Source organism: Variovorax sp. SG517, from assembly GCF_013376045.1.
GTDB lineage: Bacteria > Pseudomonadota > Gammaproteobacteria > Burkholderiales > Burkholderiaceae_C > Variovorax.
This window is the reverse complement of sequence record NZ_JABMJG010000004.1, coordinates 227,312-241,765: the sequence shown is the minus strand read 5'-3', so window position 1 is coordinate 241,765 and position 14,454 is coordinate 227,312. Positions and strand designations below refer to the sequence as shown.

At 70.3% G+C, this 14,454-nt stretch carries 14 protein-coding genes; 10 read left to right on the top strand and 4 right to left on the bottom strand.

Features of this window, described 5'->3' with window-relative positions:
• The first annotated feature begins 21 nt into the window (after positions 1 to 21).
• From purE to FHT32_RS13820, 3 genes are read left to right on the top strand one after another with little or no spacing between them, the layout of a single operon-like run.
• Positions 22 to 582: a 5-(carboxyamino)imidazole ribonucleotide mutase gene (purE, locus tag FHT32_RS13830; protein WP_176665190.1), complete on the top strand. Its 561-nt coding sequence runs from the start codon at positions 22 to 24 to the stop codon at positions 580 to 582.
• Complete coding sequence (locus FHT32_RS13825; RefSeq protein ID WP_176665189.1) at positions 579 to 1,787, top strand: 5-(carboxyamino)imidazole ribonucleotide synthase; 1,209 nt, start codon at positions 579 to 581, stop codon at positions 1,785 to 1,787. Before purE ends, FHT32_RS13825 begins: the two co-directional genes overlap by 4 nt.
• Positions 1,784 to 2,785, top strand: a complete 1,002-nt coding sequence (locus FHT32_RS13820; protein ID WP_176665188.1) for an L-threonylcarbamoyladenylate synthase — start codon at positions 1,784 to 1,786, stop codon at positions 2,783 to 2,785. The genes FHT32_RS13825 and FHT32_RS13820 overlap by 4 nt, the downstream gene beginning before the upstream one ends.
• Positions 2,786 to 2,900: 115 nt before the next feature.
• On the opposite strand, the gene FHT32_RS13815 is transcribed toward FHT32_RS13820, so the two are convergent.
• The 3 genes from FHT32_RS13815 to FHT32_RS13805 form a co-directional block, all read right to left on the bottom strand.
• Positions 2,901 to 4,508 (bottom strand): S9 family peptidase, encoded by a 1,608-nt coding sequence (locus FHT32_RS13815; protein WP_176665187.1) that lies wholly within the window; start codon positions 4,506 to 4,508, stop codon positions 2,901 to 2,903.
• A gap of 155 nt (positions 4,509 to 4,663) precedes the next feature.
• Positions 4,664 to 6,097, bottom strand: a complete 1,434-nt coding sequence (gene dacB, locus FHT32_RS13810; RefSeq protein WP_176665186.1) for a D-alanyl-D-alanine carboxypeptidase/D-alanyl-D-alanine-endopeptidase — start codon at positions 6,095 to 6,097, stop codon at positions 4,664 to 4,666.
• Between the two features lie 7 nt (positions 6,098 to 6,104).
• The gene (locus FHT32_RS13805) at positions 6,105 to 6,692 is read right to left on the bottom strand and encodes a GDP-mannose pyrophosphatase (RefSeq protein ID WP_176665185.1); all 588 of its coding nucleotides are present in this window, start codon (positions 6,690 to 6,692) and stop codon (positions 6,105 to 6,107) included.
• A gap of 79 nt (positions 6,693 to 6,771) precedes the next feature.
• Here FHT32_RS13805 and FHT32_RS13800 point away from each other — a divergent pair, with 79 nt between their 5' ends.
• Genes FHT32_RS13800 through pyrF form a run of 5 tightly spaced genes read left to right on the top strand, consistent with a single transcriptional unit; the run spans position 6,772 to position 10,537 of the window.
• Positions 6,772 to 7,593 (top strand): DeoR/GlpR family DNA-binding transcription regulator, encoded by an 822-nt coding sequence (locus FHT32_RS13800; RefSeq protein ID WP_176665184.1) that lies wholly within the window; start codon positions 6,772 to 6,774, stop codon positions 7,591 to 7,593.
• 8 nt (positions 7,594 to 7,601) lie between these two features.
• Complete coding sequence (gene tsaB, locus FHT32_RS13795; protein WP_176665183.1) at positions 7,602 to 8,318, top strand: tRNA (adenosine(37)-N6)-threonylcarbamoyltransferase complex dimerization subunit type 1 TsaB; 717 nt, start codon at positions 7,602 to 7,604, stop codon at positions 8,316 to 8,318.
• A gap of 10 nt (positions 8,319 to 8,328) precedes the next feature.
• Positions 8,329 to 8,871 (top strand): ribosomal protein S18-alanine N-acetyltransferase, encoded by a 543-nt coding sequence (rimI, locus tag FHT32_RS13790; protein ID WP_176665182.1) that lies wholly within the window; start codon positions 8,329 to 8,331, stop codon positions 8,869 to 8,871.
• Positions 8,868 to 9,671 carry a uracil-DNA glycosylase family protein gene (locus FHT32_RS13785; RefSeq protein ID WP_176665181.1) on the top strand — a complete coding sequence of 268 codons (804 nt, stop codon included), beginning with the start codon at positions 8,868 to 8,870 and terminating at the stop codon, positions 9,669 to 9,671. Before rimI ends, FHT32_RS13785 begins: the two co-directional genes overlap by 4 nt.
• A 44-nt stretch (positions 9,672 to 9,715) precedes the next feature.
• The gene (gene pyrF, locus FHT32_RS13780; RefSeq protein WP_176665180.1) at positions 9,716 to 10,537 is read left to right on the top strand and encodes an orotidine-5'-phosphate decarboxylase; all 822 of its coding nucleotides are present in this window, start codon (positions 9,716 to 9,718) and stop codon (positions 10,535 to 10,537) included.
• 106 nt (positions 10,538 to 10,643) lie between these two features.
• Here pyrF and FHT32_RS13775 read toward each other — a convergent pair whose 3' ends face one another.
• Positions 10,644 to 11,378 carry a helix-turn-helix transcriptional regulator gene (locus FHT32_RS13775; RefSeq protein WP_019653935.1) on the bottom strand — a complete coding sequence of 245 codons (735 nt, stop codon included), beginning with the start codon at positions 11,376 to 11,378 and terminating at the stop codon, positions 10,644 to 10,646.
• A gap of 145 nt (positions 11,379 to 11,523) precedes the next feature.
• Here FHT32_RS13775 and FHT32_RS13770 point away from each other — a divergent pair, with 145 nt between their 5' ends.
• Both FHT32_RS13770 and FHT32_RS13765 read left to right on the top strand, forming a co-directional pair.
• Positions 11,524 to 12,378, top strand: a complete 855-nt coding sequence (locus FHT32_RS13770) for a hypothetical protein (RefSeq protein WP_176665179.1) — start codon at positions 11,524 to 11,526, stop codon at positions 12,376 to 12,378.
• Positions 12,379 to 12,392: 14 nt separating this feature from the next.
• The gene (locus tag FHT32_RS13765) at positions 12,393 to 14,351 is read left to right on the top strand and encodes an MFS transporter (RefSeq protein ID WP_176665178.1); all 1,959 of its coding nucleotides are present in this window, start codon (positions 12,393 to 12,395) and stop codon (positions 14,349 to 14,351) included.
• Positions 14,352 to 14,454 lie beyond the last annotated feature (103 nt).

Below are 14,454 nucleotides of genomic sequence, written 5' to 3'. Positions count from 1 at the left end.
GTGAAACGTAAAATTGAAACCATGAACGAAACCATTCAGGTCGGTGTAGTGATGGGCTCGAACTCCGATTGGGAGACGATGCGCAACGCGGTCGAGATTCTCCAGCAATTCGGAATCGGGCACGAAGCCAGGGTGGTCTCGGCCCACCGGATGCCCGACACGCTCTTCGAATATGCCGAAAGCGCCGCCGGGCGCGGCCTTGCCGCGATCATCGCCGGCGCGGGCGGCGCGGCCCACTTGCCGGGCATGCTGGCCTCCAAGACAACGGTGCCGGTGCTCGGCGTTCCGGTGGCCAGCCGCCACCTGCAGGGCGTCGATTCGCTCTACAGCATCGTGCAGATGCCAAAGGGCGTGCCAGTCGCCACCTTCGCCATCGGCAATGCCGGCGCGGCCAACGCGGCGCTGTTCGCGGTGTCGATGCTGGCGGTGAACGACCCGGCGCTGCGCGCGAAGCTCGACGCCTTCCGCGCCGCGCAGACGGCGGCCGCCGAGGCCATGACCCTGCCCCCGGCTCCTGCGGGCCATGGCGACGGGGCTCCCCCCGTGTCTCCTTTCTCGCCGCAAGGCGGAGGTGCCCTGTGAGCAGCAAGAACGGCGACCTGCCCATCCTCCCGGGCGCCACGCTCGGCGTGCTCGGCGGCGGCCAGCTGGGGCGGATGTTCGTCCACGCCGCCCAGCGCATGGGCTACTTCACCGCGGTGCTCGACCCCGACACCGACAGCCCCGCCGGCCGTGTGAGCCACCACCACATCCACACCGACTACGACGACATCGACGGCTTGGCCCGCCTGGCCGGCCTGGCCGACGCGGTGACCACCGAGTTCGAGAACGTGCCCGCGCCCTCGCTGGAGCATCTCGCGGTGGCGCGCCCGGTGTCGCCCGCCGCGCCGGCCATCGCCATCGCGCAGGACCGCATCGCCGAGAAGGCCCACTTCACCCGCTGCGGCGTGCCTTGCGCGCCCTACGCGGTCATCGAAACGGCTGCGCAGCTGGCAGCCATCGACGACAACCTGCTGCCCGGCATCCTCAAGACCGCGCGCCTGGGCTACGACGGCAAGGGCCAGCAGCGCGTGAAGACGCGCGCCGAGCTGGTCGATGCCTGGCAGGCCACGGGCTGCGTGCCCTGCGTGCTCGAGAAGATGCTGCCGCTCGAATTCGAGTGCTCGGTCATCCTCGCGCGCGGGCGCGACGGCCAGATCGTGCACTTCCCGCCGCAGCGCAACCTGCACCGCGACGGCATCCTCGCCGTGACCGAGGTGCACCCGCAGAACATGCCCAAGACGGTGGCGCAGGGCGCCGTCAATTCGGCGAAAAGCATCGCCAACGGCCTGGGCTACGTCGGCGTGCTGTGCGTCGAGTTCTTCGCGCTGGCCGACGGCTCGCTGGTCGTCAACGAGATGGCGCCGCGTCCGCACAACAGCGGCCACTACACCATGGAAGCCTGCGACGTGTCGCAGTTCGAGCTGCAGGTGCGCACGCTCGCCGGCCTGCCGCTGGCCGCTCCGCGCCAGCACAGCCCCGCGATCATGCTCAACCTGCTGGGCGACCTGTGGTTTCCGGCCGGTGCCGACGGCAAGTCCGACAAGCCGGTGTCGCCGCGCTGGAGCGAGGTGCTCGCGCTGCCCGGCGCCCACCTGCACCTCTACGGAAAGATCGAGCCGCGCCGCGGCCGCAAGATGGGCCACCTCACGCTGACCGGCGCCACGCTCGAGGCGGTGCGCGCCACGGCCTCGCAGGCCGCGCTGCTGCTGGGCCTGCCGGCGGTGAGCACCGCCGACCTCGCATGATCCTCGACGGCCGCACCCCCGAAGCCATTGCCGAGGCGGCGCGCGTGCTGCGCGCGGGCGGGCTGGTGGCCTTCCCGACCGAGACGGTGTACGGCCTGGGCGCCGACGCGAGCAGCGACACCGCGGTGGCCGGCATCTTCGAGGCCAAGGGGCGGCCGTCGGACCATCCGCTGATCGTCCACGTGGCGGCCGGCATCAAGGGCACCGAATCGCTCTCGCGCTTCGCCCAGCCGCTGCCGGACTTCGCGCAGAAGCTGGTGCAGGCTTTCTGGCCCGGGCCGCTCACGCTGATCGTCACGCGCCAGCCCGGCGTGGGCGCCGCTGCCGCCGGCGGGCAGGACACCATCGGCCTGCGCTGCCCCTCGCATCCGGTGGCGCAGGCGCTGCTGGAGGCTTGCGCCGAGCAGGGCGTGCCCGGTCTCGCGGGGCCCAGCGCCAACCGCTTCGGCCGCGTCAGCCCCACCACCGCGCAGCACGTGCACGACGAGTTCGGCGACGAGCTGCTGGTGATCGACGGCGGAGCCTGCGACGTGGGCATCGAATCGACCATCGTCGACTGCAGCCGCGGCGCGCCCGTGCTGCTGCGCCCAGGCCTCATCACGCGCGCGCAGATCGAGGCCGCCTGCGGCGAGAAGCTCGCCGACCGCGAAGTGCTCGAAACGCCCGACCCGCGCGCCTCGGGCACGCTCGAAGCGCACTACGCCCCGAACGCCAAGGTGCGGCTGATGGACGCCAAGTCGATCCAGACCGGCCTCGACGTGCTCGGCGCGAACGCCGCCCACATCGCCGTGTGGTCCCGCACTGCGGTGCGCAGCCGCTCGCAGCGCGTGCTGCTGCGGCGCATGCCAGACGACGCGGCGGCCAGCGCGCAGTTGCTGTTCGCGGTGCTGCGCGAGTTCGACGCGCAGGGCGTGAAGCTGATCTGGGTGGAGACGCCGCCCGACACGCACGAGTGGGAAGGCGTGAAAGACCGCTTGCAGCGCGCGTCGGCCGCTTAAACCTGGCTAACCCCCAGGCTTGCCCACTTCGTGTGGCCGCCCACCCCCTTGCAGGGGGCAACACCAGCGGCCCGGCAAAGCCGGTTCCGCGGTGTTCCTGGAATGGGCTCTTCGTTCAGCCTCCGGCTGCGAGCACTCCCTGGAAGAAGCCCCGCGCGGAGGCCAGGCAGAACGGCGGCGCAAGCGTGCCGTGGTACGCGAGCGTGACGGCCTGCGCCTTGTCCGATGCGCTGCCCGAGGTGTTCTGCGCCAGCAGGGCCTTGGCCTGCGCGAAGCCGGCGCGGGCGGTGGCGTAGGCGTCGATGGCTGCCGAGTCCTCCAGGTCGACCACGGACAGCAGGCTGGACGGCATGCCCTTGGCGCGGAAGTAGCCCGAGGTGGCGCGGGTGCTCGCGAAGTTCACCGTCGGGTCGTTGGCGCCGCCGCACATCAGCATCGGCCGAGTCGGCACCCAGTTGCGCAGGTCGTTGGCGATGGCGGCCTTGCGGAAGCCCGTGGAGGGCTTGCAGTCCAGCGGCGAGGTGGTGCTCAGCGAAGCGGCCGTGGCCGGCAGCGCGTTGCCGGGGCAGGGGTTGCCCTGGATGTCGCCGGCTGCCTGCGTGAGGAAGCTCTGCTTGATGAGGTTGTTGGGGCCGTAGAAGATCGAAAGCTCCGGGCTCACCGGCCCCGGCTTGGCGTCCGCCGGGAACAGCGCGAGCTGCGGCAGCTTGCCGCTGGAGAACAGCGTGCCGGGCGATGCGCTCGGCAGCAGCGTGTCGATGCCGCTGGCGTACTGCGCCTCGTACACGTCGCTGGTCGAGCCGTAGACGTTGCCGAACTGCTGCTGCCAGCTGGTCGACAGCAGCGGCACGAACAGCGTGGAGCCCAGCGCCGGCCAGCCCAGGTAGGTGTAGTCGCTCAGCAGGCTGATGGCCGAGGGCGCAGACAGCGGCGCCGAGGCTGTCACCGGCTTGCCGTTGGCCTGCATCTCGCGGTGCGCCGCCATCGCCACGTAGCCGCCCTGCGAATAGCCGGTGATGAAGAGCGAACCGGCGTCGTTCGCGCCGATGCCCGAGAAGGTCTTGCGCGCCGCGGTGAGCGCATCGACCATGTCCTTGCCCTGCTGGTCGCCGTCGAGGTAGGGGTGGTAGGGCAGCGTCGACTTGTCGTAGCCCGCGTAGTTGGGCGCCACCACGATGTAGCCCTGCGCCGCGAACATGGCGGCGACCATCAGGCCCTCGCCGGCGGCGGCCTGGGTGCTGTCGGTCCACTTGGCCAGGTTGTAGGCCTTGGCGGCGGTGGTGCCGTGGGCATAGAGCACGACCGGGCGCTGGCCGCTGCAGGCCACGTCGGAGCCGGTGGGCACCATGATGGCGGCGGTGGCGTTGGTGGCTTCGTTCTTCGCGCCGATGGTGCGGTATTCGAGGTAGCGCAGGTCCATGCCGCACTTGGGCGTGCCCGCCACCTGCAGCAGGGCCTTGCCCTGGTCGCTGGCCTGCAGGCTGGCGGTGAACTGGCCGGCCGTCAGCGCGGCCGTCTTTTCGGGCGGGTCGGTGACCACCGAGCCCCGGCCGTTGTCGGCCGCGGGCGGCGGAACGCCCACCCCGACGCCGATGCCTCCTCCGCCCCCGCCACCACCGCCGCAGGCGGCGAGCAGCAGCAGGGTCGCGGCGCTTGCGACGGCCGTGAAGGCGGCTGTCTTCTTGCGCATGGGGCTGGAGGGCTGGCGGTGCGGCTGGTTCAAGGCATGTCTCCTGCGCCGGCGAGGCGTCTGGCTTGTATGGAATCGAACGACCGTCCGATTCTGGGCAGCGGCATGTCCGCGCGCAAGCGGGCGTTTGCCCTCAGAAGACTTCAGTACACAGCACCGGGAGCCGGCAGCAGGCCGGCGGCCGGCCTTCAGTTGTCCTGCGAGGCCCAGTCGACCAGCGCGTCGAAGGCCGCGCGCGCGGCCCCGGCGTTCTCGCCGTTGGCGATGGCCACGAGCACGTAGCGGCGTCCGCTGGCGCCGTCCACGTAGCCGGCCACGCCCGAGGCGTCGCGCAGCGTGCCGGTCTTCAGGTGCGCCGAGCCGCCGGAGCGCAGCGAGCGCTTCTTCAGCGTGCCGTCCACGCCCATGGCCGGCAGCGAGGACATCAGCTCCGGCATCACCGGCGAGCGCCATGCCACCTGCAGCATCTTTCCGAGTGCGGCCGCGCTGATGCGCTCGTCGCGCGACAGGCCCGAGCCGTTCTCGAACACCGGCTGGGCCTCGCCCGTGCCGATGCGGTCGCGCCACCACTGGCCCATGGCCGCGCGCGAGGCTTCGAAGGTGCCGCGGTTCTTCTGCGCCAGCCCGATGGTGAGGAACAGCTGCTGCGCCATCACGTTGTTGCTGTACTTGTTGACGTCGCGGATCACCTCCGCCAGCGGCGGGGACTCGAACTCGAAGGCCGGCTTCAGCCCCGCCGGCACGCGGCCCTCGCGCATCTGCCCGCCCACGCGCCCGCCCATCTCGGCCCACATGCCGCCGATGGCGCGCATGGCGTAGGTGCGTGGGTCGCCATAGGCCACGGCCCAGCTCTTCTCGCCGCAGCCGCTGGGGAAACCGCCGTTGAAGCGGATGCGGTTCACGTCGGAGAAGTCGGCGCGCAGCGTGCCGCGCCAGTCGCCGCATTCGCCGGGCACGATCGCCACGGTCTGCGGCATCGCCACGCTGGCCAGCGGGGGCTCGTAGCTCACGCGCGCGATCTGGCCGGCGCGGTCGGGCGCGAAAGTCATGTTGACCGACTTGAAGTTCACCAGCAGCGCGTCGGGCGAGGCGTTGTAGGGGCGCAGCGGCTCGCCGTCGAAGGCCGACGGGTCGCCCTCCACCGTGGTCTCGAAGGCGCTGCGGTCGAGGACGATGTCGCCGCTCACCGTGGTGATGCCCAGCCCCTGCACGTGGCGCAGCAGCAGCCACACGCGCTCCAGCACCAGCTTGGGGTCGCCCTGGCCCTTGATGTAGAGGTTGCCGTTGAGCACGCCGTTGTTCACCGTGCCGTCGACGTAGACCGGCGTGGTCCAGCTGTAGGCGGCGCCGAGCAGGTCGAGCGCGGCGTAGGTCGTCACCAGCTTCATGATCGACGCCGGGTTCACCTGCGCCTGCGTGCGCCAGGCCAGGCGCGGCTGGCGCGTGCCGTCGGCCTCGGCGACCAGCATGGTCACCGACTCGCGCGGCACCTTGGCGCGGGCGAGGGCGGCTTCGATCTGGGTGGGGAGGGCTTGCGGAGCCTGTTGTTGGGCGAATGCGCCGGCCGGGGCCAGCGTCGTGAAGATCAGGGCGCAGGCGGCGCGGCGGAAGTCGAAGGGCATCCGCCGATTATCCCGGCGGGAAAACGTGCAGCTTCGCGTGATACAGCAGCATCACCGTCTTGGCGTCCGCGATGCGGCCGTCGGCCACCATGGCCAGCGCCTCGTCGATGCCGGTTTCGAGCACCTCGATGTCCTCGCCTTCCTCGGCCAGCCCGCCGCCTTCGCCGACGCGCATCGACGACTCGTAGGGCGCGACGAAGAAATGCAGCTTCTCGGTGACCGAGCCCGGGCTCATGAAGCACTCGAAGACCTTGCGCACATCGCCGAGCCGGTAGCCGAGCTCTTCCTCGACCTCGGCGCGGATTCGCTCCTCGGGCGCCGCGTCGTCCAGCAGGCCGGCGGCGGCCTCGATCAGCAGGTCGTCGTGGCCGTTGACGAAGGCCGGGTAGCGGAACTGGCGCGTGAGCAGCACCGTGCGCCGCTGCAGGTTGTAGGGCAGCAGCGTGGCTCCGTTGCCGCGGTCGTAGGTCTCGCGGTGCATGCGCTGCCACTGGCCGTCGTTGCGGCGCCAGTCGAAGGCGGTGGTGCGCAGCGTGTACCAGTTGTCGGAAAGCAGGGTGACTTCGTGCACCCGGACGCGGTCGTGGATGGTCATGGCGCCGAGCATATGTGCATGTTCGTGCAATAACAAGAAAAATCGTGCAAAAAGCGGCGCCAGCCGATACCATCGCCGGATGCTCACCAGCCAGCGCAAGCACCACATCCTTTCGGTCCTGCGGCGCAACGGCAATGTCGTCGCCAAGTCGCTCAGCGAGGAACTCGGCCTGTCGGAAGACACCATCCGCCGCGACCTGCGCGAGCTGGCGGCCGAGGGTCTGCTGCAGCGCGTGCACGGCGGTGCGCTGCCGCTGGCGGCGGCCGAGGCCGACTTCGCCGGCCGACAGCAGCTCGCGCCCGACGAAAAAATCGACATCGGCCGCGCCGCCGCGCGCCTGGTGAAGCCGGGGCAGGTGGTTTTCGTCGACGGCGGCACCACCGCCGTGCAGCTCGCGCGCCACCTGCCGGCGAAGCTGCAGGCCACGGTGGTCACGCACAGCCCGTCGGTGGCGGTGGAGCTGGCCTCGCACGCGGGCATCGAGGTGGTGCTGATCGGCGGGCGGCTCTTCCGGCATTCGATAGTGGCGGTGGGCTCGGCGGCGATGGCGGCCATCTCGCGCATCCACGCCGACACCTACTTCATGGGCGTCACCGGCGTGCACGCCGAGGCCGGGCTGACCACCGGCGACCTGGAAGAGGCCGAGATCAAGCGCGCGCTGATGGCCTCGGCGGCCGAGACGGTGGTGATGGCCTCGTCGGAGAAGATCGGCGCGGCGTCGGCCTGGGTGGTCAACCCGGTGGCATCGGCCGGCACGCTGCTGGTCTCGCCGCAGGCGCCGGCAGCGGCGCTGGTGCCGTTGCGCCGGGCGGGGCTGGCGATCCTGCGCAGCGACGATGCCGATGGCGGCAAACCTGCCGATACCGCAGGCGGGGCTTCGGAATTGCCCGGCGCTCGATAATCGCAGGGATGTCTCCCGTCCCGCCCAAGCTGCTCGCCTTCGACACCAGCACCGAACACCTGTCCGTGGCCGTGCTGCACGGCGACAGGCTCCTGTCGCACGACGGCGCCGGCGGCGCGCAGGCCTCCAGCACCCTTCTTCCCGTGATCCGGCAACTGCTGGGCGAAGCCGGCCTTGCGCTGGCCGAGCTCGACGCCATCGCCTTCGGCCGCGGCCCGGGCTCCTTCACGGGGCTGCGCACCGCCTGCTCGGTGGCGCAGGGCCTGGCCTACGGCGCCAAGGTGCCGCTGCTGCCGGTCGACACCCTGCTCGCGGTGGCCGAGGAAGCGCGCCACGCGTTCGGCGCGCAGCAGGTGGTGGCGGCGCTGGACGCGCGCATGGAGCAGGTCTACGCCGCGCGCTACGACTTCGTGGCGCACGGCCCGCTCGGCCAGCCCGAAGGCGGCGAGGAGCCGCTGCTGCTGGCGCCCGAGGAACTCGAAGTGCCCGCCGGCTGGGCGCTCGCCGGCAATGCCTTCGCCGCCTACGGCGAGCGCCTGGCCCCTGCCGCGGCCCGCCACGAGGCGCTGCCGATGGCCGCCGCCATGCTGCGGCTGGCGCCCGCGCTGCTCGCCGCCGGTCGCACCGTGCCGGCCGCGCAGGCCTGGCCGCTGTACGTTCGCGATAAAGTGGCGCAAACCACCGAAGAGCGCGCCGCCATCAAGGCTGCCGCCGCAGCACGCTAGTCACCCACGCATGAGCACCGTCCTCCAGCCCGTCGAAGCCCGCCTCGAACCGCTCACCGTCGAGCGGATCGATGCCGTCTGCGCGGTCGAGCAGACGGCCTACAGCCACCCCTGGACGCGCGCCAACTTCACCGATTCCATGGCCGTGGGCTACCACTGCCAGTGCCTGCTGGCCCCCGGCGTGGCGCCGGGCGTGACTTCCCCGGTCACGCAGCTGGGCGAGACGCTGATCGGCTACTTCGTCGCCATGAAGGGCGTCGACGAGGTGCACCTGCTGAACATCACCGTGGCGCCGGCCTTCCAGCGACAGGGCTGGGCGCCGCTCATGCTCGAGGCGCTGGGCGGCTGGTCGCGCGCCGAGGGTGCGCAGTGGCTGTGGCTCGAAGTGCGCCAGAGCAACCAGCGCGCGCTCGACATCTACCTGCGCCAGGGCTTTCGCAGCGTCGGCGTGCGCAAGGGCTACTACCCGGCGCACGACGGCAAGCGCGAGGACGCTGTCGTCATGAGCCTGCGCCTGAACGAAAGCTCCACCGCCTGGGGAGGCCTGCGATGAGCGCCGCCGTGCAGACGCTGAGGCTGGACGCCCGCCAGCGCGCCATGCTCGACGAAATGGGCGTGAAGGTCTGGTGGCCCGTGCCCGAGGCGGTCGAAGTGGCTGCCGCGCCCGAGGCTCCCGCGCCGGTCGAGCAGGATTTGCCCGTCGTCGACGAACGCCCCGAAGCCGATATGCCCGTGGCCGCACCCCCGCCGCCCGCCGCGAGGCCCGTCGCCGCGCCGGTGCAGGCTCCCGCGCCGGCTCCCCGTGCAGCCGCGCCGGTCACCCAGGGCGCGGCCGTGCTGGTCGAAGCGCCCTGCCGCCTCTATGCCGATGCCGGCGTCGCCGATTCCGTGCAGGGCGGCTGGCTGGTCGTCGCCGACATGCCGCCCGAGGCCGACGGCCGACACGGCGATCCCTTCGCGGGCGATGCCGGCCGCCTGCTCGACAACATGCTGCGCGCCCTGAAGCTGCACGACGGCAGCACGCCCGTGCACCTCATGCGCACCCACCGCGGCGTGGCCATCGGCCAGCCCGGCAGCCCCCGCGCCATGGACGAAGCCTTCGGCGAGCACGCGGCGGCGATCGCCCCGCGCGTCGTGCTGGCCATGGGCCCGCTGGCCGCGCAGAGCCTGATGCGCAGCGGCGACCCGCTGGGCAAGCTGCGCGGACGCGCGGTGCCGCTGGAGGGCGTCGAGGGCGCCTCGGTGATCGCCACCTATCACCCGGCCTACCTGCTGCGCAATCCGGCAGACAAGGCCCGTGCCTGGGCCGACCTCTGCCTGGCCGCAGAGCAGCACACGCCGGCATCGAACTGACCGCCTGGAGTGGTTCCGGGGCGGCCCGCCTAAAATCGGGCCTCATGACTTTTCTCGACAAGCTGGCCGCCGCACAGCAAAAAAACGGTTCCTTGCTTTGCGTGGGGCTCGATCCGGAGCCAGCCAGGTTCCCGGGTCAGCTCAAGGGCGACGCCACCCGCATCTACGATTTCTGTGCTCGCATCGTCGACGCCACGGCCGACCTGGTCATTTCCTTCAAGCCGCAGATCGCCTACTTCGCCGCCCACCGCGCCGAAGCCCAGCTCGAAAAGCTCATGGAGCACATGCGCCGCAACGCGCCCCACGTGCCCGTGATCCTCGACGCCAAGCGCGGCGACATCGGCTCGACCGCCGAGCAGTACGCCCTCGAAGCCTTCGAGCGCTACGGCGCCGACGCGGTGACGCTGTCGCCCTTCATGGGCTTCGACTCGGTGGCGCCGTACCTCAAGCACGAGGGCAAGGGCGCCTTCCTGCTGTGCCGCACCAGCAACCCCGGCGGCTCCGACCTGCAGGGCCAGCGTCTGGCGGACGTCGAAGGGCAGCCCTTCCTGTACGAACACGTCGCCAAGCTGGCGCAGGGGCCGTGGAACCTGAACGGCCAGCTCGGCCTGGTGGTGGGCGCGACCTACCCCGCCGAGATCGAGCGCGTGCGCGAACTCGCGCCGACCGTGCCGCTGCTGATTCCCGGTGTCGGCGCCCAGGGCGGCGATGCCGTCGCCACGGTGCGAGCCGGCTGGCGCGCCGATGCGCCGATCATCGTGAACTCGTCACGCGCGATCATCTACGCCTCGTCGGGCGATGATTTCGCCGAGGCCGCGAAGAGCGCCGCGCGCACGATGCGCGACACCCTCGAAGCAGCCAAATAGGGCTCGCTCCTAGGCTGCGTGCACTTCGTGTTGCGCGCTTTCCCCCTACCGGCGGCAACACCAGAGGCCCGGCAAAGCCGGTTCCTCGGTGTTCCTGGATTGAGCGTCAGGCTCTACGAAGCCTTGTGAAAGCCTCGAACTCCCAGTTCCGCATCCCCAGCAGCAGCGTGTAGCCCTCGCGGTCCTTGGCGGCCAGTTTCTGGTCGGTCTGGTGCTGCTGGGCGAAGTCCTGCGCCACGCGCTGCAGGCGTTCCAGGAAGGCGGGCGCGAGCGAGCGGCTGATCTGGCCGTGCACCAGCAGCAGGCCCTCGGCAGGGCCGTCGAAGCCGCCCTTGTAGTAGTCGAGCACCACGTTCTCGCGGAAGAACTCCATCACCGGGCCGTGCGGGCGCCAGCGGAAGGTCTTGGCGAGCTTCAGGCGATACCGGTTGAGCGGGCGCAACTCGATGATGCCGATGCGGTCGAGCTGGGCCAGGAAGCCGATGCACTCGGCCTCGCTCACGCGGTAGGCCGCCACGATCTGCTCCAGCGTCCACTGGCTCAGCACGCTGATGGCCACCAGCAGCAGCTTCTTGTCCTTGACCACGGCCTTTTCCTGCTCGTGCGTCAGCTCCTTCAGCAGCGGCTGGGCGTCGGCCACGCGGCGCGCCAGCTCGGCGAAATCGATCTTCAGCGCCCGGCAGATGGCGTCCACGCGCGACAGCGGCATGTCGCTCTTGGCCAGCATGCGCTTGACGCTGGATTCGGCCATGTCGAGCGACCGCGCCAGGTCGGCGTAGGTCATGCGGGCGTTCTTGAGTTCGTTCTTGAGGGCTTGGACGAGATCGACGGTGGTACTCATGGGCCGGAAGCGTACACGGGCGTCGGCAAGTATCAAGTGGAGATACCACCGGGTGTGAATTAGTACCTCGTATCGATTCTCGATGCCTCTGGAGGGGTGCGGACCCTAAATTCCGCCCCAGTTCAGACCACCACCGAGGACCGCCATGCTTCTGCCCTCCCTCAGCCGCCGCGAACGCGGGTTGCTTTTCACCTTCGCGCTGCTCGCGCTGATCGCCTTCTTCGGCCCCGAGCTGCCGGCCGCCGACGTGGCCATCGCCTCGGTGTTCGCCGACAACCGCGGCTGGCATGGGCTGCCGAACGCCATGGACGTGCTGAGCAACATCCCCTTCGTGGTGATCGGCCTGTGGGGCCTGTACCGGCTCAACCGCATCGACCGCTCGCACCAGGAGGCGCTGTCGCAGTTCCCGCTGGCCCCGCCGGCCAGCGATCCGCCGGACAACACGCTCGACTGCGCATGGCTCTTCTTCGCCGGCCTGATCGCCGCCGCCGCCGGTTCGGCCTTCTACCACCTCATGCCCGACGGCCCCCGGCTCGCGGCGGACCGCGCCGGCATGGCGGTGGCTTTCGCCGGGCTGATCGGCGTGGCGGTCTGCGAACGGGTGAGCCAGCGCGCCGGCTGGCCCGCCGCCTGGTTCGTGCTGACGGCGGGGCTGCTGTCGGCCGAGGTGTTCCAGGAGACGGGCAACGTCATGCCCTGGGCGCTGGTGCAGTTCGGCGGCATGGCGCTGGTGCTGACGCTGGCGCTGGCCACGCCGATGCGCAAGTCGGTGGGGCTGAAGCTGGGCTGGGTGATCTTCTTCTACGTGCTGGCCAAGGGCTTCGAGATGGCCGATCACCAGATCTACGAATTCACGCAGCACACGGTGTCGGGCCACACGCTCAAGCACCTGACGGCCTCGCTCGCCGGGCTGCCCGTGGTGTTCGCGCTGCGCAAGCTGGAGATGCGCTGGGAAGCCGCGCTGCGGCACAATCCGGGCGCCGCCGCCGTGGCCGCATGAGGAGCACTCTTCGAATGACAAATCCCGCCGCCGCAGCCCCGGCCACGCCCGTGGCTCACGAGGAGAACGCCCACGCCAACCAGTTCGCGCTCCTTGGGCAGCGGCGCTTCGCGCCCTTCTTCTGGACCCAGTTCGCGGGTGCCGCGAACGACAACCTCTTCAAGTTCGCCTTCACCGTGATGGTGACCTACCAGCTCCAGCTGAGCTGGATGCCGCCTTCGATGGCGGGCCTGGTGATCGGCGCGCTCTTCATCCTGCCCTTCCTGCTGTTCTCGGCCACCTCCGGCCAGCTCACCGACAAGTTCGACAAGACGAAGATGATCCGCTTCGTCAAGGACCTCGAGATCGTGATCATGCTGATCGCCGCCTGGGGCTTCGTCACGGCCAACGCGGTGGTGCTGCTGGCCTGCGTGTTCCTGATGGGGCTGCACTCCACGCTCTTCGGCCCGGTCAAGTTCGCCTACCTGCCGCAGGTGCTCGACGCGCGCGAGCTCACCGGCGGCAACGGCATGGTCGAGATGGGCACCTTCGTCGCCATCCTGCTCGGGCAGGTCGCCGGCGGGCTGCTGGTGGCCCTGCCGAACGTCGGCCACACGAGCGTGGCCGTGGGCTGCGTGCTGCTGGCGCTGGTCGGCCGGGGCGTGGCGCAGGCCATTCCGCGCGCGCCCGCCACCGACCCGGGGCTGGTCATCAACTGGAACCCCGTCAGCGAGACCTGGCGCAACCTCAAGCTCGCGAACCAGAACGTGGTGGTGTTCCGCTCGCTGCTGGGCATCTCGTGGATGTGGTTCTTCGGCGCGGTGTTCCTGAGCCAGTTCCCGAGCTTCGCCAAGGAAGTGCTGCACGGCGACGAGCAGGTGGCCTCGCTGCTGCTGGTGGTGTTCTCGGTGGGTATCGGCGTCGGCTCGCTGCTGTGCGAGACGCTCAGCCGCCGACAGGTGGAGATCGGGCTGGTGCCGCTGGGCGCCATCGGCATGAGCGTGTTCGCGATCGACCTGTACTTTGCCTCGCGCGGCCTGCCCAAGGTGGCGGAAATGGGCATCGGCGCCTTCGTGCACCAGCCCGCGCACTGGCGCGTGATGGCCGACCTCGCGCTGCTGTCGCTGTTCGCGGGGCTCTACAGCGTGCCGATGTACGCGCTGATCCAGCTGCGCAGCCAGCCCACGCACCGCGCGCGCATCATCGCGGCGAACAACATCCTCAACGCGCTCTTCATGATCGGCAGCTCGGTCATCGCGGGCGCGCTGCTGGGCGCGGGCTTCACCATTCCGCAGATCTTTTTGTTCACCGGCATCGCCAACGCGGTGGTGGCGTTCTACATCTTCATGCTGGTGCCCGAGTACCTGCTGCGCTTCGTGGCGTGGGTGCTGTCGCGCTTCGTCTACCGCTTCGACATCAAGGGCGAGACGCACATTCCCACCGAGGGCGCGGCCGTGCTGGTGTGCAACCACGTGAGCTTCATCGACGCGGTGCTGCTGATGGCGGCGAGCCCGCGGCCGATCCGCTTCATCATGGACCACCGCATTTTCAAGGTGCCGGTGCTGGGCTGGCTGTTCAAGCTGGCCAAGGCGATCCCGATTGCGCCGCAGAAGGACGACCCGGCGGCCTACGAAGCCGCCTTCGCGAAGGCGCAGGAGGTGCTGCGCGAGGGCGACCTGCTCGCCATCTTCCCCGAAGGTGCGATCACGCGCGACGGCGAGCTGCAGCCCTTCAAGGGCGGCGTGATGAAGATCCTCGAGGGCGCGCGCGCCCAGGGCATCGAGCCGCCGGTGATCCCGATGGCGCTCACCAACCTCTGGGGCTCGTACTTCAGCCGCATCGAGCTGCGCGGCGGCGAGCGCGTGGCCATGGCCAAGCCCTTCCGCCGCGGCTTCTTCAGCCGCGTGGGCCTGAACGTCGGCGCCCCCGTGCCGCCGGCCGAGGTGCAGCCGGACGCGCTGCGCCAGCGCGTGAGCGCCCTGCTGGCCGCCTGAAACACCCCCAAAAGTATCGATTGCGGATACCGGCGGAGCCGGAAACCGCAACTGGTGCAAGCATTCAAGCCTCGCGGTGCGGGAGCGAACCATCATTCGCTCA